Source organism: Haloterrigena salina JCM 13891, assembly GCF_000337495.1.
In the GTDB taxonomy this organism is placed as follows: Archaea; Halobacteriota; Halobacteria; order Halobacteriales; family Natrialbaceae; genus Haloterrigena; species Haloterrigena salina.
Genome location: NZ_AOIS01000013.1, coordinates 120,560 through 140,043, shown reverse-complemented (window position 1 = coordinate 140,043; position 19,484 = coordinate 120,560). Strand labels below are relative to the sequence as shown.

Here is a 19,484-nt window from a genome sequence, read left to right as displayed (position 1 = left end):
GAATATGATAGTTCGCGGGACGAACGGACCGACGCGCTCTTTTCGCTACCGGGCGTACCGTCGCGTATCGTGCGAGGGGAGTCGCCGTGAGTCGATCGTACCGAACTGTCGCCCGGGCGGCCACCGCCGACTTCGTCGTGCAGGGCTCTGAGTTCATCGGCCGCGTTCGACCGGTCGACTCCGTCGACGCCGCCGAGTCGTTCGTCGACGCCGTCAGCGAGGAGTACGCCGACGCGACCCACAACGTCCCCGCCTACCGGGTGCGAGTCGGCGACGAGAGCGGCGAAAGCGGCGGGAACGGCGAGAACGCCGCGGGAGCGGGCTACTTCCTTCGAGAGTACTCGAGCGACGACGGCGAGCCCTCCGGCTCCGCGGGAAAGCCGGCGCTGAACGTCCTCACCCAGCAAGAGATCGAGAACTGCGCGGTCGTCGTCACGCGCTACTACGGCGGGACGAACCTCGGCGTCGGCGGTCTCGTCCGAGCCTACTCGCGGGCCGTCAAGGAGGCCGTCGAGGCCGCCGGCGTCGTCGAGGAGCGACCGCACGAAACCGTCTCGATCTCCGTCGAATACGACGACTCCGGCACGGTCCGCGGGATTCTCGAGAGCGAGGGCTACGAGTTCGAGGCGGACTATCAGGAAGCCGTCTCGTTCGACGTGCGCGTCCCCCTCGAGGAAGCCGATGAGTTCCGTGATCGACTGCGGAGCGCGACGAGCGGGCGGGCGGACCTCGAGTGAGCCCTCGCGGTCGTACTGGTGACCGAATAGCCTGCGGTCGACTCGTTCGTCCTGAACTCTCGACGGCGAAGACCGACCCGAGTGCAGCGAGTCCGACCGACGGGTCCCGAGCCGACGGCGGACGCGTCCGCGTTCGAGTACGCCGTCGTTTCTCCCTCGAGACCTCAACTGAAAATAGCTCCGCCGACGATCCGCCGCTCGCCGTCTCGGATCGCAGTTAGGCGTTGCCCGCCGTGGGTGTAGCGGGGTCCGACGACCCGTCGGACAGCCGAGAATAGTTGCGATACGACAGCGAGGCGAGGATCGCGAGGCCGAGGACCCGCAGGGAGACGGTTACCCAGACACCGGTCAGTCCGACCGACAGCCCGGCCAGTGCGAGCGCTCCCTCGACGACGAGCAGCGGGATCTCGGGGACCATCAGCAGGATCGACGCCACGGCGTATAGGGCGCGCCGGGTCGAGTCGACCGCCGAGTACTGGTAGCCGATGATGGTGACGCCGAGCGCGTACACCCCGGCGAACATTCCGATAACGGGAATGACGACTTCGGGGAGGAAGAAGCCGACGTCGGCCACGTCGCTCCAGCCGATGAGTCCCCACTCGCCGTCGACTTTCCGCGTGAGGATGATCCCCGGCGAGAACACGAAGGCGAAGGGGACGAGAACCTTGTTCAGCGAGAGGAGGAACGCGGTGCTCGCGGTCTTGATCTCGTCGGCCTTGGCGACCCCCGCGCCCGCGAAGGCGGCGACGGCGACCGGCGGCGTGACGTCAGCCATCAGCCCGAAGTAGAGGACGAAGAGATGGGCGGCAACCACCCAGACGCCGATGTCCTCGATCGGGCCGCCGAGCATCGCGATGAGGATGATGTACATAGCGGTGGTGGGCATCCCCATTCCGAAGATGATCGACGCGACGCCCGTCAAGACGAGCAACAGCAACACGGAGTTACCGCTGACGGTGTTGATGAGTGCCGCGAGGTTCGGGCCGAGCCCGGAGACGCTGATGACTCCCGGGACGACGCCTGCGGCGGCGACGGCGACGACGACCGTCGTCGCGGTCCGCGCGCCGGAGTCCATCGATTTCAGGACGAACGCCCCGAACCGGTAGCCGGTGTTTCGGGAGAGCGTGGGCCGATCGAGCAACGCCGCCGTTTTGTCCGCGGCGTCGTCGACCGCCCCGTCAAGTTCGAGCAGCGGAGCCCCGCCCCGCGGTTGAACGAGCATGAATGCGAGACTGACGAGGAGCGCTATCAGACCGAGATCCGACGCCGCCGCGGTCGCCGCGTTGCCGAGGGAGTAGGCTGCGGTCGTCGATCCACCGACTACGCCGCCGAGGCCGGTGCCGTAACTCGCGAAGGCCGCGACCTGAACGAGATAGAGCGCGGCGATCGATCCCAGCAACGGGATGCGCGTTCGCTCGTTGTACGCGGCCACGACCGCGATCAACGCGACGATAGTGACGATCGTATACCAGCCCGAGCGGTTGATCGAGAAGCGAGCGATGACGAGGAAATAGATCAGCAAGACGAGCGGAACGAGGTAGAACCAGCCGGTACGAAGCGCCGCGGGAACGTCGGGGAGTTCCGCGCGCGGGATACCGCCGATTCCGCCCTTAACGGCCTCGAAGTGGACCATCACCCACATTCCGAAGAAGAAGGCGATGGCGGGCAGGGTGGCCGCCACGATCACGTCCGAGTACGGCGTCCCGGTGAACTCGACGATGAGGAAGGCGACGGCACCCATGACGGGCGGCAGGATCTGCCCACCCGAGGAGGCCGACGACTCCACCGCGCCGGAAAACGAGGGGGAGTAGCCCGACCGCTTCATCAGCGGAATCGTAAAGGCGCCCGTCGTCACCGTGTTCGCGATCGACGACCCACTGAGCATGCCCATGAACCCGCTCGAGACGACGCTCGCCTTCGCCGGGCCGCCCTTTCTGGTACCGGTCATCGAGTAGGCGAGATCGATGAACCACTTCCCGGCGCCGCTCATCTCGAGGAACGCGCCGAAGAGGATGAAGATGTAGATAAACCGGACGCTGACGCTGACGGGCGTGCTGAACACCCCCGCCTCGACCGTGTACCAGAGGTTGTAGACGATATTGTCCCACTCGATGACCTGAATCGACAGGGCGCCGATCGGCGAGTCACTGGGGATCATGTAGCCCCAGCGGGCGTAGACGATAAACGACGCGACCAGCGCCATGAGGACGGCGCCGAGCGTCCGTCTGGTCGCCTCGAGTACCAGCAGGATGCCGACGATCCCGAGGAGGTACGCGACGGGGAAGTCGACCGGAAGCCCCAGGGACGCGAGCGGCGCCACGAGCGGCTCGAGCCACGGGTATAGATCGTGGATCGCACCGGCGTTTTCGATGCCGATGATCGGGAGCGACCGAATCTCGTCGAACTCGGTGGTGATGTAGTAGGCCGGCCAGAGCGCGAGGACGATCAGCGCGACGTCCAGCGGCGTGATTCGGTCCCGTTCCGGATCGACGACGGCCCAGCGGACGCCGTCCGCGAGCCGGGTGATCCCCCTCGAGACGGCGTGGTCGGCGCCCAAGCGGTCGCGGACGGCCGGCGGGATCCGACCGAGCCGCCGGGCGACGAACCCGTCGCCTTCGCTCGCCGGAAACAGTAGAAAGGCGAGCACCAGCGCGAACGTGACGTGGATCGCGTTGACCTGTAACTGTTGGAGCGAGATGAGCTGGAACTCGCCGATCATTGGCAGCGTTCCGCCGAACTGGCGCCCGCGGGCGGCGATCCACATCTGGAACGCCGAGAAGCTGATGCCGATCAGGGCGACGAGAATGGCCGCGGGCCCTCGAAGCGTCCGCCGCCGCTCGATTTCCTCGAGTACCTCGTCTGTCTGTTCGTCCGAAACCGTGTCCGTATCGTTCGTGTCTATACTCATACTAGTAGTCTCCCTGACCGCGCGTCGCTCTCGCTTCGGTCGTCGACGGCCGAGTCGCTCCCGCGAAGGGCCGTCAGACGGTCACCGATGGTGCCGTCGATCGCGAGGACGACGGACCCGTTCGACCGCTCGACGAGATCGTATCGTTCGCCGTCGACGACGAGTTCGTGGCCGGCGATCGAGCCTGGAGAGACCACGATCTCCTCGTGGGAGCCCTCGCCGTCGACGACGAACCCCTCGTCGGTCCGCTCGATCGGTTCGTCGGACGGCAGTCCCGCACCGTGGGAGTGAAACACCATTCGATCCGCGCGCAGTTCGGCTCCGTCGACGACGTACACGTCCTGAACGGGGGTCTTCTCGACGCTGTGCGTATACGAGAGGATCACCTCGTCGCCCTCGTCGACGGGGACCTCGAGCAGCGACTCGCCCGAGTCGGCGTCGGCGACGACGAGCGTGCGTTCGGTCGCTCCCGGCGCGACGACCGCTCCGGTCGCGACGAAAACCACGAGGATGGCGACGACGACGGCGCTACCGTACCATCTAGTCGATCGTTCCATGAGTGTGAACCGGGGGTTGGAACTCCTCACCGAGCGTCAGTTGAAGTACGCTCCGGCGCCGGCGTGCAGGTCGATCGGCATCCCGTCCTGGGCCGAGTCGGCGTCGATGAACTCCGACTTCGTGCCGATCTCGTCGGTGTTGTCGAAGATCGCCGTCGTCACCTCCTCGACGGTCTCCTCGTCGACGCCGTCGTGGGTGGCGATCATCGCCTGGACGGAGACGGTATCGACGTCGTCGTCGACGCCGTCGTAGGTTCCGCCGGGGATGGTGTCCTCGGCGAACCACTCGGCGTCGGCCATGATGTCTTCGCGCAGGTCGCCCGAGATCTCGACCAGTTCGATGTCCTGGTTGGTCGCGAGGTTCTCGACGGAGCCGACCGGCCAGCCGCCGACGGTAAACGCCGCGTCGACGTCGCCGTCCTGGACCTGATCGGCCGCCGTTCCGAAGTCGGCGTTCTGCTCGTCGAAGTCGTCCTCGCCGATGCCGGCGGTCTCGAGGATCTGCAGGGCGTTGACCTGCGTCCCGCTCCCGGTGTCACCGGTGTTGATCGAGGCGCCTTCGAGGTCTTCGAGGCCGTCGATTCCCGAGTCGGCCTGCGTGATGACGTGGATCGTCTCGGGGTACAGCGTCGCGACGCCGCGGATGTTCTCCATCGCGTTGCCCTCGAGTTCCTCGATGCCGGTGCCGTTGACCGCGAAGTAAGCGATGTCGTTCTGGATCAGCGCGAACTCGGCGTCTTCCCTGTTGAGGCTGCTGACGTTTTCGACGCTCGCACCGGTCGACTGGACCTGCAGGGAGTAGTCCGTCTGGTCTTCGACGATCGTCTTGAACTCGCCCGAAAGCGGATAGTACGTTCCGTCGGTGCCGCCCGAGTGCCACGCGAGCTGGTCCTCGTCTCCCTCGCCGGAACAGCCCGCGAGAGCGGCGATACCGGTCCCACCGATGCCTGCGATGAACGTCCGTCTATTAATATTCTGGTTCATACCGCTAGCGGTTTCGTCGGAGCTATTTATACATTTTTGATTGTAAATCATATCTCCGGAACAGTCGGATGATATGTTGTGAAAATCATTGTTAGGTGACTATACTTTCAACCATCCCTCATTTGGCGTGAATACCTCGTTATAGGGAACGGGGACTCGTCGAGCGAATACGGTCGAGACGGGTCACACCGTCGACGAGTTCGATCCCGTCCGTCTCGAGAAGATCGATGTCATCCGGAACCGCCTCCGGTGCGCAACGAGCGGGTGCAGCCGCCGTCGAGTGAATCGCCGCTGGCTCCGTCACCGCTCGGCCGATGTCTCCAGCCAGCGGTCGACGGCCTCGAGGACGGCGTCGGGATCCCCCAGCTCATCGGAATCGAACCGGACGTCGCGCAGGCCGCGGTCGAGGACGAGTTCACCCTCGCGCAGGCGGGTGTGGCCGATCTCGTTCCACGGGACGAACGTCTTCGTGTACAGGCGCCGTTTGACGAGCCCGGTTTCGTAGAGTTGGACTTCGCAACGGTCCCGCCCCGGACCGAACGACCACCGGCCCTCGACGAGACAGCTCGCGACCCAGAAGACGGCGAGTGCCAACCACAACAGGCCCTGCGCCGGGGACCCGGTGACGACGTCACCGATTCCGATGACGAGCCACATCCCGGCGAGCAGGGCGTCGACGACCGGGGATCCGGGCGGCGTCCACCGCCACCGTTCCGCGGGCTCGCCGGTGGTAACCGCGTCGACGTACCGGTTCCCGGCCAGTTGCGAGAGGGCGTAGCCCGAGGCGAAGACGGTGATCACCGCCCAGAGCGCGACGACGTCGACGGCCGCCTCGAGCGGGGCGAACCAGACGACGACGAACGGCGCGGTCGGGACGACGATCGCCGCCCGTCGGCCGAGCGTGCGGCCGAGGCGGACGGGAAGCCGCGGATCCGCGGCCGCCACCGCCAGTCCGCCGACGAACCCGCCGGCGAATCCGGCCGCGTAGACGGCGGAGAGGGGACCAGGGACGAACGCGGTCAGGACGGCCGCGACCGAGACGACGCCCGCGACGAGGGCGCCGGCGTAGACGGCGACGGCGAGTCGAAATCGCCTGTCTGACGGTCCATCACCGCCGTCGCCGAGCGCGACGCGCTCGGTCGAGTTTCGCGTTGCCATACTCGATAGACGACGGCGAACTGACAAAACGCTACCGGACCCGAGCGCCGGCAGTCGTCGACTCTGGATCAGCGACGGGTGATTCGACCGGCGCTCGAGGAGCCCGACCGAGGATGCGTCCGTCTGCCGCCTCGCCGAGCTATATGGGCCGGCGGGTACGACCTCGAGTATGAACGGGATCGAGGCGGTCGACTACCACGAGATCGTCCACGTCGAGGAGCCGCGGCTCTCGCCGAGCGACGAGCGGGTGGCGTTCGTCCGCCGGACGCCCGCCGACGACGAGTCGTACGCGGCGTCGATCTACACCGTCCCCGTCGGCGGCGACGAGGCCGCGCAGTTCACCGCGAGCGACGGCGTCGACTCCCAGCCTCGCTGGAGCCCCGACGGCGACCGACTCGCCTTCGCCAGCACCCGCGGCGAGGGCGACCGCGAGCAGGTCTGGTTCGTCCCGACCGACGGCGGCGAAGCGCGCCGGCTCACGTCGGTCGTCGGCGGGATCGACGATCTCGAGTGGAGTCCGGACGGCTCCAGACTGTTATTCTCCCAGCGCGTCGCGCCCGAGGACCGCGAGGCCGGCCGGGATCGCGCGGTCGATCCCGACTACGAGCGCGAGGCCCCCGATCCGCGGGTGATCGACCGGACGGTCTACCGGGCCGGAACCGAGTATTTCGACGACCGGCGGCGCCACGTCTACGTCCTCGAGGTCGAGGCCGCGCTCTCGAGGGATCCGGAGGACGATCCGAACGGAACGACGATCACCCGTCTCACCGACGACGGGCCGGCCGATTCGGCCGTCGACTACGTCTCTCCGACGTGGGGTGACGACGAGACGGTCTACTACGCCGCCAAGGCCGCCGCGGCCGACGAGAACCCTGACGACACGTTGACGTACGACCTGTACGAGCACGGCCTCGAGTCCGACGAGAGCGAGGCGTTCGCGCAGACGACGGGCTGGCTCGAGTCCGGATCGATCGACGCCACCGAAGACGGTCGCGTCGCCGTCGAATTCACGCCCGAGTACCGGGCCTCGATGCGCCAGACCGAGCTCCGAGTACACGACCGCGACACCGGCGAGGAGCGAACGCCGACGGAGTCGCTCGATCGGACCGTCGGCCACCGTTGTGGCTTCGAGTGGGCTCCCGACGGCGAGACGCTGTACTTCACGACGCCCGACGAGGGCTCGCGCGTCTGCTGGTCGGTGCCCGCCGATGCGAGCGAAGAACCAACGCGAGTCTACGGCGACGGCGTCACGATCGCCGACTTCTCGGTCGGCGAGAACGCCGTCGCCTACGTCTACAGCGAGTGGGACCATCCCGGCGACGTCTTCGTCACGACCCGCGGCGGGAACGAAGTCCACCGGCTGACGCGGGTCAACGACGATTATCTCGCGGACCGGCCGGTACGCCGGCCCGAGGAGGTGTGGTTCGAGGTCGACGGCGGTGGTGTGGAAGCCGACGACGGGAGCGACGGCGAGTCGATCCAGGGCTGGCTCCTGACGCCTCCCGAGTTCAACGCCGACGCGTCGCCGGGCGAGCGGTACCCGCTGATCGTCGAGATTCACGGCGGGCCCCACGCCCACTGGACGACCGCGGGGACGATGTGGCACGAGTTCCAGACGCTCGCGGCGCGAGGGTACGTCGTCTTCTGGTGTAACCCGCGAGGGTCGACGGGGTACGGCGAGGACCGCGCGACGGCCATCGAAGGCGACTGGGGCGAGGTGACGCTCGCGGACGTGCTCGCGGGCGTCGAGTCGGTCTGCGAGCGGGAGTTCGTGGACGACGACGAGGTCTTCGTCACCGGCGGCAGCTTCGGCGGGTTCATGACCGCGTGGGCGGTCGCCCACAGCGACCGCTTCGAGGCGGCGGTCTCCCAGCGCGGCGTCTACGATCTCACCGGGTTCTACGGCTCGAGCGACGCGTTCACACTCGTCGAAGACGATTTCGGGACGACGCCCTGGGAGGACCCCGACTTCCTGTGGAACCGGTCGCCCGCCGCCCACGTCGCCGACGTCGACGCGCCCACGCTCGTGTTGCACTCCGATCGGGACTACCGGACACCCGCCAACACGGCCGAACTGTTCGTCCGCGGGCTGCAGAAACACGGGGTCGACACGCGGCTGGTCAGGTATCCCCGCGAGAGCCACGAACTCTCCCGGTCGGGCGAACCCGCTCACGTCGTCGACCGACTCGAGCGTATCGCCCGCTGGTTCGACGGCTACTCCGCGTATCACGAGGCACCACCGGCGCTCGAGCGCGAGCGTGACGCCGGGCTCTCCAGCGGAGGCGAAGACGACGGAAACGAGGAGTGAGACTCGCGGCGTCGGAACGCGATCCCCGGCGGTCGGAGCAGCGTTTCGTCTGGACCCGCGACCGTCGAACCGTCCGAAAACGGCCGTTCGGGCCGGTTCGACCGGAAACGAAGGGGTTCGCTTCGCGATCGACGACGCCGTCGCGCGGACCGCCACGTCGCGACCGCCCGCCGGTGCAAGGAAATCCCTACGGGCGTCTCGCCCGTTCGTCCGCGTATGGATAGAAACGTCGGCGGTTTCGACCGCGCGCTGCGGATCGCCCTCGGCGCGGCACTGCTGTTGATCGGCTACCGAAACCGGGATCGAACGGCCGGCACGCTCGCGTTCGTCGCCGGCAGCGATATCGTCGCGACCGCGATCATTCGGCGCTGTCCGGTCAACGCCGTCCTCGGGATCGATACCTGTTCGGCCGAGTAGGTGGCAGAATCGAGCGCCCGGTTCGCGGCCGAATCGCTACTCGTCGGGCTCGTAGGGGATGGCGTCGTCGCTGACCGGCGGCGCGCCGATCGCGATCACTTCGACCGACCCCTCGGCGTCCTCGGGGTTGTACGCGCGGTGGGGCGCTTCGGGCGGGGCCGCGAACATCGATCCCTCCGGTACCTCGAGTTCGCCCTCGGGCGTCTCGACGTGAAGCGTCCCCGAGAGCACGACGAACGCCTCCTCCTGCTGTTCGTGGTAGTGGTAGGCCAGCGGCAGCTGTTCGCCTGGGTCCGCGCGAAACCGGTTGATCGCAACGTTCTCGAGGTCGGCCGCGTCGCTCAGCCGGCGCAGATCGCAGGGGCGACCCTCGACGGGCTCCCCGTCGTCCGGATCGATAACGGAGTACTCCATACGGAGCGATTACGGCTCGCTCACAAAAAGTCGACGGCGACCGGCGGCGGGTCGGCGACGGACGGTTACGTGGTGCGGAACGCCCGGTCGCCCGCGTCGCCCAGCCCGGGCACGATGAAGCCGTCGTCGTCGAGGCGGTCGTCGATCGAGACCGTCAGCAGGTCGGCCTCGGGGAACGTATCGCCGACGCGGAGCAGTCCCTCCGGCGCGGAGACCGCCGAGAGGACGATCAGGTTCTCGGGCTCCGGCGAGTTCTCGATGACGTGGTCGAGGACGGTACACATCGTGGATCCGGTCGCGAGCATCGGGTCGGCGATGATCACGGTGTCCTCCTCGGTGATCTCGGGCAGTTTCACGTAGTCGACGGAGATGGGGAACGAGCCGTCTTCCTCGCGGCCGGCCTCTTCGTCGCGGCTCGCGCTGATGACGCCCTGTCGAGCGCGGGGGAAGGCCTTCAACAGCCCCTCGACGAACGGCGTCGCCGCGCGGAGGACGTTGATGATCACGACGTCGTCCAGCCCGCGGACGCGCTCGCCCATGGTCTGTTCGAGGGGAGTCTCGATCTCGACGTACTCCGTTTCCATCCGGCCGTCGATGATCTCGTAGCCGCAGATCCGGCCGAGCTTCACGAGGCCCTTCCGGAAGCTGACCTGCTCGGTTTCGACATCGCGGAGCCGTGAGAGCGTGTCCTTCGCCAGTGCGTGCGTGACGAGATAGGCGTTTTCCCGGTCTTCGATCGTCATACCCGTACAGCCTGTCGCCGGGTAGTTCACGTTGTCGATCAGCCGCGGCCGGGGCGGAATCTCCCGTGGTTCCGGCTGCCATCCCGCAAACTTCCCTCCGGCGGCGCGTTTCAATCCGCGATTACTCGAGCGCGCCCGCGCGGTTTCGGTCGTTATCGGCCGCTGGGACCGCGAAAGCCAGTCGTTTTCTGACGTAAACGGACGAAACGGTAGAACCGGTTTAATCGAGGGATCGGCGTAGCCGCCGGCACACCCGAGGTACACTATTCATGACTCATCACTCGGATCAGCAACAGCACGACCGAACCGGCGAACAGTACGGCCAACTGCCCGAGGCGAGGGGACCGGGGACGCGCACGGGAACCGGAATGGACACCCAGCCGCAGTTCGGCGGCTCGTCCGAACGGTCCGAGACGGGCGGCCAGGAGCCGAACATGACACGTGACCGGGGACCGAGCACCAGCCGGTCAACGACCGGCCAGCAGGGGGATCCCCGACAGCAGGCCGGTCGACCGATAGCCGATCGGGGGAGCGAACCGATGCGCGGTCGTCAGCAAGGCGGGCAGCAAATAAGCGGCCACCGGGACGGCCAGCGGACGGACTCCCACCAGATGGGGATGCAGGGACCCCATCAAACCGGAACACAGGGTGCCCGCCGAACTGAGACGCGAGGGATGCAGCACCAGCAGGGCGGTGGGCAGACCGGCCAGGCCCCCTTCTTCGAGGACCACATGACCAACGAGCTGTGGATCGCCCTCGAGGACTTCGGCGAACTTTCCCACGTCGCCGCCTGGTGTGCCACGCGGTGTGCCAGCGGCGGACCGGAGCTCGGACGCTGCGCCCGAATCTGTCAGGATCTCGCCGAGATCGCGGCGCTCAACGAGCTGCTGATCGCCCGCGACTCGATGTTCGGCCCGGAGCTCGCGACCGCGTTCCTACGGGTCGCCGACGAGGGGCTCCCGACGCTTCGGCAGTTCCAGCAGCGCCACCCGCACGTCCTCGAGACGGTGGCGACGATCGAGCGAACGATGAACTCCTGCGAGAGCCTCCTCCGGCGGGTCGGCGGCGGCTCTCGGGGTCGTCAGGGGAGCGGAACCGGCGTCGGATCGACCGGGTCTCGAGGGATGCAAGGGATGGCCGAACGGGGACGGGACGGACAGGGAATGAGCGGCCAGCCGAGGGGCGGCTCCGAGGTGATTGGACAGCGATACTGATCGCGGCGGCGGCCAGTCTTGCGCAGTAACGAAGTTTATAGCGATCCGTCCCCTAGGACCGCGGCAACCGAATGGAAGAGAGTATCTCGGGCTTCAAGGTTCGCGGTGACTGGGGCGACGTCGTCGAACACGGCGAGCGCATCACCCGCGCGCTCCGGGACGCCGGTGTCCACGATCCCGACGGCGCCGACGACACCCGCTTGGTCGACGCCTTCGAGGAGTGGGAGGAATGGCGGCCCAAGGCCCACGAAACCCTCGATACCGACGTCAGTGAGAAGACGGCCGACCAGGCCAGCGTCGAGGAAGGGAAAGGCGAGAAGGCCGGCAAGGAACCCGACGAGGACATCAAGACCGCCGGCGAGAAGCTCTCGGAGTCCTACGAGCGACTCGAGGACGACGACGCCGAGGGCGCGGTCGGGAACTGGCGGGAATCGATCGATTACGTCGCGCGCGCGGCCGACTCGGCGAGCCGCAAGGCGCTCCGTCGCGTCGAGGACACGGTCTACCAGAACGTGATGACCCAGCTGGCGCCGTACTACTTCGACAACGAACTGATCAGCGCAAACATCCAGCAGTCGACCCGCAACGGCGACAACGGCGAGCAGTTCGTCTTCGAGGTCAACGTCAACGACGACATCCTCAAGGAGGACGTCTCGGACCTGCTGGCCGAGTACGAGGACGAGGTCGACCGCTGGCACGTCGGCGTCGAGAAGGACACCGACGCGGCCGAGGCGATCGAGGGTGCCGAGCCGCCGCCGGAGCCCGACGACGACTCGCGGTCGACGACGAACTGAGCGTCGATCCGGGACCGAGACGGCGTCGCTGCCCCTCGAACGGGGATCGAGGTCGGCACACACTTGTAGGGCTAGCTGGTATGGCGGGATAGATGGTCGAGCTCGTGACGATCGCGACGTTTCTGGTGGCCGCACTGGCCAGCCTCTTTATGGCCTGGGCGATCGGCGCCGGCTCGAGCGGCTCGACGCCCTTTGCCCCGGCGGTCGGCGCGAACGCGATTTCGGTGATGCGAGCGGGCTTTCTCGTCGGCATTCTCGGCTTCGCCGGCGCCGTGTTACAGGGCGCGAACGTCTCGGAGGCGGTCGGTTCCGACCTGATCCTCGGCCCGTCACTGACGCCCATGGCGGCGACGATCGCGCTGACGATCGCGGCCGGGCTGGTCGCGCTCGGCGTCTTCGCGGGGTACCCCATCGCGACCGCCTTCACCGTGACGGGAGCGGTCATCGGCGTCGGGCTGGCGATGGGCGGCGATCCCGCGTGGGCGAAGTACACGGAGATCGCCACGCTGTGGATCCTGACGCCGTTCGTCGGCGGCGGGATCGCGTATACGATCGCCCGCCTGCTCCGAGCCGAACTGATCGCCGAGCGGTATCTCATTATGCTCCTGGCCGCCTTCGTCGGCGTCCTCGTCGCCAACATCGAGTTCGCCATCCTCGGCTCGGCGGGGGCCGGCGGGGCGTCGATCGCTCAGGCCTTGAGCGGGTGGGTTCCCGGCCCCGAAATCGCCGGCACCGTCGCGATGACGGGTGCCATCGCGGTCCTCTGGGCGGCGGTCGTCGGCTTCGATATCCGGAGCGGCCTCGAGAGCGGCGAGCGTCACTTCCTGCTCGTGCTGGGCGGATTGGTCGCGTTCTCGGCGGGCGGCAGCCAGGTCGGACTGGCGGTCGGGCCGCTGATCCCGCTGTCGGGCGATCTCGAGATACCCCTGATCGCGCTGCTCGTCGGCGGCGGGTTCGGGCTCCTGCTGGGCTCGTGGACCGGCGCGCCGCGGATGATCAAGGCGATCTCGCAGGACTACTCCTCGCTGGGGCCGCGGCGCTCGATCGCCGCGCTCATCCCCTCGTTTATGATCGCCCAGAGCGCGGTGCTCTTCGGGATCCCCGTCTCGTTCAACGAGATCATCGTCAGCGCGATCATCGGGAGCGGCTACGCCGCAGCGGGCGCCGGCGGCGGCGTCAGCGCCCGGAAGATGGGGTACACCGTCCTCGCGTGGATCGGCTCGCTGGCCGGTTCGATCGTCATCTCTTATGTCGCCTTCACCGCGGTCGCCGCCGTTCTCGGCTGAGTCGGTCGACATCGAACAGGCTTTACACGATCGGTCGCGAGTGAGCGTATGGACGAGGACGTGTCCGCGAACTCGAGCGACGCCGAGGCGATCCAGTGGCGACGCGACGCCTCGACGTCTCGCACCGTTCGGCTCCTGTGGTCGCTCGGCGTCGGAACGTTCTTCGCGACCGCCTCTATCATCGTCTTCTGGCGGCTGTACGACCTCGCCCGGCAGGCTGGCGCCGGTTCTCTCATCGTCGCGCTGTTCGCCGCGCTCGTCGTGACGGTGCTGGCCGTCGCCACCGTCGGCGACACCGAACGACACCTCGCGACCCTCACCGGACCGCTCCCCGTCGACGCGCCATCCGGACCGGGCCTCGAGCGGGCGGTGGACGTCGCGCTCGGAACGGTCGCGATGCTGGCGGTCATGGGATCGCTGATGGCCGCCGGCCGGATCGTCTCCCAGCGGGAACTGCTGGCCGTCGGCGCCGGCCCGTTTACCGGGCTGGCCGCGCTGTTGCTCCCGCTGGCCCTCGTCGCGCTCGTGCTCGCCTCGTTCCTGCGGTCGGTCGGCGCGCTCGACCCCGAGGAGGGGACGATCTACCTCTACGATCCCGACCAGGCGATCGACCTCGCGGTCATCCGGAACGCCTCGACTCGGCGATTCGGCGACGCGGCGATCGTGACCCTCGAGTACGCCCAGCCCGACGGCCAGTACGTTCCCGGCCCGCGCCGGCTCGTCGTGCCTCCCGAGGTCGCCCGAGAACTGGAGTCGCTGGTCAAGACGACCGGTGTGTGAGTCCGTTCCCCCGCTTCCCGGACCCGCTCCGGCGGTTCGAACCGGTCGGTGATCGACACCGTCGTACGTTTTGACGCATTTGCCGCAATCGGACGACCTCCGGCACGTGCCGCTGCTCACGTGGACCGAGATGGTCGACGAACTCGTCCCCTACCGAGGCGTCCGCAACCACCGCGACGACCTCGTTGAGCACGGCTCCCGCCACCGACTCGACGCGCTCTCGCTGACCGACGGCTGCGAGCCCGTCGCCGAGGAGTTCGAGGAGGCGTCGACGGAGCCGCGGCCGCGCCGTACGTCGACGCCGGGATCGACACCACGGAGTCGCTCGCGGTCCGCGTCGAGACGACCCGCGACCCGACGCTGACGCTGAAGAGCGGCGCCGCCGATCGGACGCTCGAGTTCTCCGCGGCGAGTCGAACCGAACGGTCGCCCGCTGTGACCGGGGCTCGGACGCCTGACGTGTCGCGACTCGCTCACGGTGCGATAACGCGCGAGACGATCACGCGAGTGGGCGGCGCCGTGAGCGACTCGAACGGGAGCGAAGTCGAGCGAGCGAACCGCCCCGTTTTGTTTCTTTGAATACACTAAGTCGCCAGTGACGGATTACATAAAGTAACATTAGTGTGACAGTAGTCGCCGGTAGCGCCATCGAAAGCCAACTAACCGGTTGTAATCCCCTGTGGATTTATTTGTCTCCGTGCCATCATCCTGTATTCACCGTCGAGAAGATTGGAAGTAGAATAGTTAGAACGAAAATGTATTTTGGAGAACAATTGGTGCATGTCCATATCTATCTGATAAATAACGTTATAGCTACATGATGGCAGACGACGATTTCCGTATCCTCCTCGTCGAGGACAATCCGGGCGATGCCCGCCTGATCGAAGAGATGCTCCGGGAGACGACTGTTCCGCTATCGTCGGTCGGTGAGGCGGACGTCGGCCGGGAGACCCGGGAGGTGACTCTCCGCCGCGCCGATCGCCTCGAGGCGGGGCTCGACCGGTTGTCGTCGTCGATCGATATCGTGTTGCTCGATCTAGGGCTTCCGGACAGTTCGGGCCTGGATACGCTCACGAGCGTCCTCGAGCACTCGGCGACCGTCCCGATCGTGGTGTTGACGGGCCTCTCCGACGAGCGGGTCGGCGTCCGCGCCGTCCAGCAGGGCGCGCAGGCGTATCTCGTCAAAGACGAGATCACCAGCGCACTGCTGACCCGTTCGCTTCGCCACGCGCTCGAACGCCACCAGCGCGAAACGCAGTTGACCGCGCTGTCGACGGTCTCGCGGGAACTGATGTCGATGACCGCCTTCGACGATATCGCAGACCGAGCGGTCACCGCGGCGGCGGAGTCTCTCGAGTTCCCCGTCGCCGTGGTCTGTCTCTACGACGACCGCGGCGAGTTGCGGCCTCGAGCCGCCACCGATCGAGCGGAGGAAGTGCTGCTCGCCGCGGAACCGTCGGGTTCGACCGGCGGCTCGTCCCGCCTGTCGACGCCCTGTGCGGCGGTCGTCGAGCGCGTCTTCGCCACGAAACGGGCCGACGTCGCCGCGGCCGACGATCCCGACGCGTCCCTCCCGGACGCCGACTCCCCGCTGCGGAGTCGGCTCGCGTTCCCGCTCGGGACCCACGGTGTGTTCCTCGTCGGCTCGCCGACCGAATCGACGATCCCGTCCACCGCCGTCGACTACGCGACGATTCTGGCGACGAACACGGAGGCGGCGCTCGAGCGGCTCAGCCGCGAGCAGCGGCTGCAAGAGCGGGAGGCCGAACTCGAGAGGCAGACCGAGTCCCTCGAGCAACTCAATCGGATCAACGCCATGATCCGCGACGTCGTCCAGAGCGTCGTCCACGCGACGACGCGGACCGAAATCGAGCAGGCCGTCTGTGATCGATTGGCGGCCGCCGACTCGTTTCGCTTCGCCTGGATCGGCGTCCACGACGAACTCGAGCGGACGGTGACGCCGCACGCTCGATCGGGCGTCGAGGACGGGTATCTCGACAGCGTCCCGCTCACGACCGACGGGGAGTCGGACGAGGGCGGTCCGGTCGGAGCCGCCGTGCGGACGCGCGAACTCCGGGTCGTCGGGGACGTGGTCCGGGAACTGTCGTCCGCGTCGCGGCGCGAAGAGGCGATGAAACGCGGCTATCGGTCCATCGCCAGTATCCCCCTCGTGTACGCGGAGACACTGTACGGCGTCCTCACGATCTACGCGGACCGCCCGGGGATCTTCACCGAGCGAGTGCAGGCCGTGCTGACCGAACTCGGTGAGACGATCGCCCACGCCATCAACGCGGCCGAAAGCAAGAAGGCGCTGATCAGCGACCGTGTCGTCGAACTCAAGTTCGAGATCCGCGACACGGATATCGTTTTTCTCGCCCTGACCGCGGAGATCGGTTGCGAGTGTTCCGTCGAGAGCGTCGTTCCGCGGATGGACGATCGGCTCCGTGTGTTCTTCTCGACCGACGGCGCGTCGGTCGACGAGGTGGCGGCGTTCGCCGAGCGAGCGCTCGCTATCGAGGAGTTCACGCTCGTCGCGGAGCGGGAGGACGAGTGCGTGTTCGAGTGCACGCTGCGAGAATCGAACGTCATCTCGTTCTGTCTCGAGCGGGGAGTGACGGTGCAGACGCTGATCGCGGACGACGGAACGGGTCAGCTGACGGTCGAACTCTCCAGCGACGCGGACGTCAGGGGGTTCGCGGAGCGCTTTCGGTCGACGTACCCGGAGTCGTCGCTGGTGGCGAGTCGGGAGGACGAGCGATCGGTACAGACGCGACAGGCGTTCCAGACGACGCTGGCGGATCGACTGACGGATCGGCAGGCGGAAGTCCTGCGCACGGCCTTCTTCAGCGGCTACTTCGAATCGCCGCGCGCGAGCAGCGGGCGGGACGTGGCGGCGACGCTCGACATCACGCAACCGACGTTCAACCACCACCTCCGCGCGGCCTTGCGCAAGCTGCTGATGCTGCTCTACACGGACTGACCGGCGACCCCGTCACCTGAGCGCGCCGATCGGGTCCCGGTCGCGGCGATCTGGCGCGGACATCTCAACTGATAGTACCCGCTCAAGCGCGCACCTCTCAGTTGAGCTAGTACGGCTTTCCCCGAACGTTCCGTTTTGCCGAGTAGATAACAGATGAGCGCAACAGAGACGACCCGACAACTCTCTCGGGCCGACGAAGTGTGTACCACGGTCGCGCTGGCGGTCGCGGACGCGACGGAGACGCCGGTCGACGAACTGCCGCCGCTGTACTCGGTGATCGATCCCGACGCCCTCAACGATATCTTCCAGCCGCGCAACGGCGATCGTCCGCCGGCGGGAACGCACGTCTCCTTCGTGATGGCGGGGTGCACCGTCAGCATCCGCGACGGCGCCGTCGTCGTCAGTCCGGGCGCGGAGACGCCCGACGACCGAACCGCCTCGGCGCACGCCAGCGCGAACTGAGCGATGCGTAACGCCAGCCACGGCGGGTTCGATGGATGACGACGATCCGTCGGCCGCCGCATCCGACGCTCCCGCCCGCTGTGAGAACTGCGGAACGCGCCTCGATCGGGGCGACTGGCACCCGACGGTCGGGTGGACGGATTCGGACGACACGTACCGTATCGCCCGGTTCTGTAGCGACGCGTGTCGCGACGAGTGGCGTCCGCCTCGCGAGGGTACCGACGACTCGTGACCGAACACCGACGACCGCGGGTAACGCCGCTGCCCTCCGATGACAGACACTGAGACCGAGGACGATCGAATTCGCGACGAGTACAGCGAATACACGGCCGACGGCGACGTCGTCGGCGTCATCACCGATCCGCGAAACGACTGCGCGTGGATCTCGTCGACGGTCACCTGCGACGTCGAGCAGTAGCCCCCGTCCCTCCGGCGCTCGCCGCCGCGGTCCGAGACGATCGCGTTCGCGTCCCGGAGACTCGCCGCTACGTCGACGGCTCCCGCCGCTCGAGGACGAGCACGTACCGCGTCAGCGAGCGGTGGACGCGGCGTTCGAACGCGGCCTCGAGTTCCCACCCCGCGGCCCGGGCCTCGCTCGCCCACGACCGGTCGGCGATCATCACGGCCCGCGGGGCGACCCGCCGCGCTTCAGCGAGCGCGCCCGCGACCAGGTCCTCGAGGCGGTGGGTCTCGATCTTCGACTGGCGGCCGTAGGGCGCGTCGAAGACGACACCGTCGACGCTGTCGTCGGCCAGCGGGAGCCGGGTCCCGTCTCCGCGGGCGACGGCCCAGTCCCCGCGGGTAACGCCGGTCGGCGACGGCTCGTCGGGTTCGAGGAAGTGCTCGAGGTTCTCCCGTGCGCCGCGGACCATCTTTTCCTGTGCGTCCGTCCCCACGACGTCGGCGCCGACGAGACCGGCCTCGACGAGACCGCCGCCGGTGCCGCACATCGGATCGAGGATCGTCGCGCCGGGACCTGCGCCGGCGATGTTCGCCGCCGCCCGAGCCAGTAGCGGGTCCATGCTGCCGGGCTGGAAGAAGGGTTTGTCCGTCGGCGCGCGGTCCCCGAAGTCGCGGACGCTCTCGGCCGCGAGCCAGCCGAGCGCGCAGACCGAGACGCGTTCCTCCAGCGAGTCCGTCTCCGCGCCCGCGTCGGCGTCGGCGAACAGATCGCCGGTCTCGGCGTCGGCCTCGAGTTCCCCGCCGCCCTCGAGCGGTCCCTCGGAAAACGCCGCGCGCAGCACGTGATCGGGGTCGTCGAGGTCCACGGTAAAGCCACGCTCTACCAGCACGCTCCCGAGTTCGCGCTCCGCGCGCGCCGTGCTGACGCCAGTCGAGCCGTGGACGTCGGTCGCGCGCACCGCGACGCTCCCCTCGCGGTCGATCGGTGCGGTCTCGAGGAGGGCGCGCGCGGTCTCGAGGTCGGCGTCGGTGCGCCCGAGCAGGTCGCTCGCGCGGTGCGTATAGGCCAGTCCGCGGACGCGCTCGGGGTTGATGGCGTTCGCGACGGCCAGACCGGGGGCGATCCGCCGGACGCCGGTCGCGGCGCTGGTCGCTTCGCGGGCCGCGAACGCGTCGTCCTCGCCGCCGAGCTCGAGCAGGTACACGCCCGTAGCTCACCGCGGCGGCGGCCATGAGCCTACCGCTTCGCGGTCGTCGCCGCGGCGTTTCGAACGCCGATCGACCGCACATTCGTCCCGACTTAAACCCGCTTGCGAGCCAGTGACACCGGTTAAATTGGC

General features: G+C 67.7%; 19 protein-coding genes. 12 read left to right on the top strand and 7 right to left on the bottom strand.

Features of this window, described 5'->3' with window-relative positions:
• Positions 1–86: 86 nt before the first annotated feature.
• Positions 87–737, top strand: a complete 651-nt coding sequence (locus C477_RS03810; protein ID WP_008893119.1) for an IMPACT family protein — start codon at positions 87–89, stop codon at positions 735–737.
• 217 nt (positions 738–954) lie between these two features.
• On the opposite strand, the gene C477_RS03805 is transcribed toward C477_RS03810, so the two are convergent.
• From C477_RS03805 to C477_RS03790, 4 genes are all read right to left on the bottom strand, one after another.
• Positions 955–3,645 carry a TRAP transporter permease gene (locus C477_RS03805; protein WP_008893118.1) on the bottom strand — a complete coding sequence of 897 codons (2,691 nt, stop codon included), beginning with the start codon at positions 3,643–3,645 and terminating at the stop codon, positions 955–957.
• Positions 3,642–4,202 (bottom strand): DUF1850 domain-containing protein, encoded by a 561-nt coding sequence (locus C477_RS03800; RefSeq protein ID WP_008893117.1) that lies wholly within the window; start codon positions 4,200–4,202, stop codon positions 3,642–3,644. The genes C477_RS03805 and C477_RS03800 overlap by 4 nt, the downstream gene beginning before the upstream one ends.
• Positions 4,203–4,238: 36 nt before the next feature.
• Positions 4,239–5,186: a TAXI family TRAP transporter solute-binding subunit gene (locus C477_RS03795; RefSeq protein WP_008893116.1), complete on the bottom strand. Its 948-nt coding sequence runs from the start codon at positions 5,184–5,186 to the stop codon at positions 4,239–4,241.
• A 300-nt stretch (positions 5,187–5,486) separates the two neighbouring features.
• On the bottom strand, positions 5,487–6,344 hold the full coding sequence (locus tag C477_RS03790; protein ID WP_008893115.1) for a hypothetical protein: 858 nt from the start codon (positions 6,342–6,344) through the stop codon (positions 5,487–5,489).
• Between the two features lie 169 nt (positions 6,345–6,513).
• Here C477_RS03790 and C477_RS03785 point away from each other — a divergent pair, with 169 nt between their 5' ends.
• Positions 6,514–8,652 (top strand): S9 family peptidase, encoded by a 2,139-nt coding sequence (locus tag C477_RS03785; RefSeq protein WP_008893114.1) that lies wholly within the window; start codon positions 6,514–6,516, stop codon positions 8,650–8,652.
• A 216-nt stretch (positions 8,653–8,868) separates the two neighbouring features.
• Positions 8,869–9,069, top strand: coding sequence for a YgaP family membrane protein (locus C477_RS03780; protein WP_008893113.1), 201 nt, complete (start codon positions 8,869–8,871; stop codon positions 9,067–9,069).
• A gap of 36 nt (positions 9,070–9,105) precedes the next feature.
• On the opposite strand, the gene C477_RS03775 is transcribed toward C477_RS03780, so the two are convergent.
• Positions 9,106–9,483 carry a cupin domain-containing protein gene (locus C477_RS03775; protein ID WP_008893112.1) on the bottom strand — a complete coding sequence of 126 codons (378 nt, stop codon included), beginning with the start codon at positions 9,481–9,483 and terminating at the stop codon, positions 9,106–9,108.
• 65 nt (positions 9,484–9,548) lie between these two features.
• A complete protein-coding gene (gene upp / locus C477_RS03770) occupies positions 9,549–10,226 on the bottom strand; it encodes a uracil phosphoribosyltransferase (protein ID WP_008893111.1) in 678 nt (225 codons plus the stop codon).
• A 269-nt stretch (positions 10,227–10,495) separates the two neighbouring features.
• Here upp and C477_RS03765 point away from each other — a divergent pair, with 269 nt between their 5' ends.
• The 9 genes from C477_RS03765 (at position 10,496) to C477_RS23970 (ending at position 18,160) form a co-directional block, all read left to right on the top strand.
• Positions 10,496–11,440, top strand: coding sequence for a hypothetical protein (locus tag C477_RS03765; RefSeq protein WP_239641837.1), 945 nt, complete (start codon positions 10,496–10,498; stop codon positions 11,438–11,440).
• Between the two features lie 71 nt (positions 11,441–11,511).
• Entirely contained in the window at positions 11,512–12,234 is a 723-nt protein-coding gene (locus C477_RS03760; protein WP_008893109.1) for a DUF5828 family protein, read from the top strand.
• Positions 12,235–12,326: 92 nt separating this feature from the next.
• Positions 12,327–13,520 carry an inorganic phosphate transporter gene (locus C477_RS03755; RefSeq protein WP_008893108.1) on the top strand — a complete coding sequence of 398 codons (1,194 nt, stop codon included), beginning with the start codon at positions 12,327–12,329 and terminating at the stop codon, positions 13,518–13,520.
• Positions 13,521–13,568: 48 nt separating this feature from the next.
• Positions 13,569–14,300, top strand: a complete 732-nt coding sequence (locus tag C477_RS03750; protein ID WP_008893107.1) for a hypothetical protein — start codon at positions 13,569–13,571, stop codon at positions 14,298–14,300.
• Between the two features lie 106 nt (positions 14,301–14,406).
• A complete protein-coding gene (locus C477_RS03745; RefSeq protein ID WP_152423254.1) occupies positions 14,407–14,664 on the top strand; it encodes a hypothetical protein in 258 nt (85 codons plus the stop codon).
• A gap of 456 nt (positions 14,665–15,120) precedes the next feature.
• Positions 15,121–17,280 carry a bacterio-opsin activator domain-containing protein gene (locus tag C477_RS03740; protein WP_008893105.1) on the top strand — a complete coding sequence of 720 codons (2,160 nt, stop codon included), beginning with the start codon at positions 15,121–15,123 and terminating at the stop codon, positions 17,278–17,280.
• A gap of 153 nt (positions 17,281–17,433) precedes the next feature.
• The gene (locus C477_RS03735; RefSeq protein WP_008893104.1) at positions 17,434–17,742 is read left to right on the top strand and encodes a HalOD1 output domain-containing protein; all 309 of its coding nucleotides are present in this window, start codon (positions 17,434–17,436) and stop codon (positions 17,740–17,742) included.
• 31 nt (positions 17,743–17,773) lie between these two features.
• On the top strand, positions 17,774–17,974 hold the full coding sequence (locus tag C477_RS03730) for a DUF7576 family protein (protein WP_008893103.1): 201 nt from the start codon (positions 17,774–17,776) through the stop codon (positions 17,972–17,974).
• 39 nt (positions 17,975–18,013) lie between these two features.
• A complete protein-coding gene (locus tag C477_RS23970) occupies positions 18,014–18,160 on the top strand; it encodes a hypothetical protein (protein ID WP_008893102.1) in 147 nt (48 codons plus the stop codon).
• Between the two features lie 67 nt (positions 18,161–18,227).
• On the opposite strand, the gene C477_RS03725 is transcribed toward C477_RS23970, so the two are convergent.
• Positions 18,228–19,349, bottom strand: a complete 1,122-nt coding sequence (locus C477_RS03725) for a methyltransferase domain-containing protein (RefSeq protein ID WP_008893101.1) — start codon at positions 19,347–19,349, stop codon at positions 18,228–18,230.
• Between the last annotated feature and the right edge of the window lie 135 nt (positions 19,350–19,484).